Annotated in this window: 1 protein-coding gene; it reads right to left on the bottom strand. The window is 47.1% G+C overall.

Annotated elements, in window-relative coordinates:
• The coding region (locus E0485_RS24435; protein ID WP_132420626.1) for an InlB B-repeat-containing protein at positions 1-2074 on the bottom strand (2074 nt) is incomplete at both ends.

Raw genomic sequence — 2074 nt, 5'->3', positions numbered from 1 at the left:
TTGTTACCCACACCTGAGGATATGCCGAGCCGCATTGCCGCTGCAAGATAGCCGGTATAGTAAGTATTGCCTGCGTCGGAGAAATTATCCGCCGGATTAGTATCCGCAGCTATATTATATGATTTCATCAGCATTACAAGGAAATCTCCACGGATTAGTTTTGTATCAGGGCTGTAATTCCCGTTGCCTGTACCTGTGGTAATTTCCCTTGCGGCTATAAAGGAAACCGCTTTGCCAAACCACGTGCCTGCCGCCACATCCTTAAAGCTAACTTGATTGTAGCTTACAGCGTAGTAGCTGAAATGGGTGGTGGCAAAGGTCACGGTTCCTGTGACTGGGTCATAACGTCCGCTTGGTACGAAGACCGCTTTGCCGCTGCCGTCGATGTACCAGATAACAATGCTATCGGGATTTATTAGCTCGGCCGCTATAGGTGTATAGGGTATGGATATAATGACCGGTGCATTGGGATTATTCCACTCAATCTGCTTTCCGCCTATATTCACTGCCAATTGGATCAGTGGCCTATCACCTATGGCTGTTATTACGTTGTCAGGCATACCTGATTTATCGCCCCGTCCAATGGTAATTTCAGCTTTCTGTCCTTCTAAGCCCAAAATAACTGCCAACATATCCGCAGGAAGGGTTATCGTTCCTGCATTGGTATTGAAGACCAAAGTACCTTTACTATCTGGCGTGGACAGGTAATCAACGGGAATCCCCAGGGTATAGGCATTCACACCAGGGATGGCAGGCATGGAGATAACAATTGTTTTTCCACCATTGGACATATATTTTGCCAAAGTTCCCAGGTCTACCGATGCGCTGCTGGTATCCATATTTGTAATAATAGGTAGGGTGGCCCCCGATATGCCGGTTCCTGATATAACCGCATAGTTTGTCGATGTGACAGGGGAATTTTTGCTACTGTTACTGCTACCGCCACTGTCGCCACCGCTACTGTCGTCACTATTGTTCATCCACTTAGCAAATAGGGTTAAGTTACCGGATACAGTATCTCTGCTGAAATTCCACGCGTTAGTATATGATGATTCCTTATACCAGCCAACAAATGTATAGCCTGATAATGTAGGTGCAACAGGTGCGGTTATTGTGGAGCCTGAAGTAACACCGCTTATCTTTGATACAGAACTACCACCCCGGGAGTCAAAGGTGACAGTATAGGTTGTTTGGGGAGTTACAGTTGCCGATGACGTATTGTTGCCTGTGTTTGGGTCAAACTGGTCAGCATGCGATATAGTCGCTGTGTTTGTTTGTGCAGCCGGTGAGACAACCATCACTTGGAGTGTGAGAGTTGCAGACGAAGCTTTTGTGACTGTTCCGACAGCCCAAACTCCTGTAGTGGAGTTGTAGGTTCCATGACTTGGCGTTGCAGAAACAAATTTGAGATCGGTTGGCAGCAAATCTCTTACTTCCACACCTGTTGCACTATCAGGCCCATTATTTGTAACAGTGACGGTGAAAGTTATAGTGTCTCCAACATTCGGTATTGCGTTATCCACAGTATTTGTGATGGAGAGGTCTGCCTGTTGGGGAGTTACAGTTGCCGATGATGTATTGTTGCCTGTATTTGGGTTAGATATAGTCGCTGTGTTTGTTTGCGCATTCGCTGAGTCAACCTTAGCTTGGAGCTCGAGAGATGCAGTCGAAGCTGCTTTGACTGTTCCGACAGTCCAAAGTCCTGCTGCGAAGGTTCCTTGACTTGGCGTTGCAGAAACAAATGTGAGACCGGCTGGCAGCAAATCTGTTACTTCCACACCTGTTGCACTATCAGGCCCATTATTTGTGACAGTGACGGTGAAAGTTATAGTGTCTCCAACATTCGGTGTTGCGTCACTCACAGTATTTGTGATGGAGAGGCCTGCCTGTTGGGGAGTTATAGTTGCCGATGACGTATTGTTGCCTGTGTTTGGGTCAAACTGGTCAGCGTGCGATATATTCGCTATGTTTGTTTGCGTAGCCGATAAGACAACCACAGCTTGGAGCTCGAGAGATGCAGTCGAAGCTTTTGTGACTGTTCCGACAGCCCAAACTCCTGTTGTGGAGTTGTAGG

Source organism: Paenibacillus albiflavus (genome assembly GCF_004344915.1).
Taxonomy (GTDB): domain Bacteria; phylum Bacillota; class Bacilli; order Paenibacillales; family NBRC-103111; genus Paenibacillus_AM; species Paenibacillus_AM albiflavus.
The sequence above is the reverse complement of the archived record's forward strand: the minus strand, read 5'-3'. Positions and strand labels throughout refer to the sequence as shown.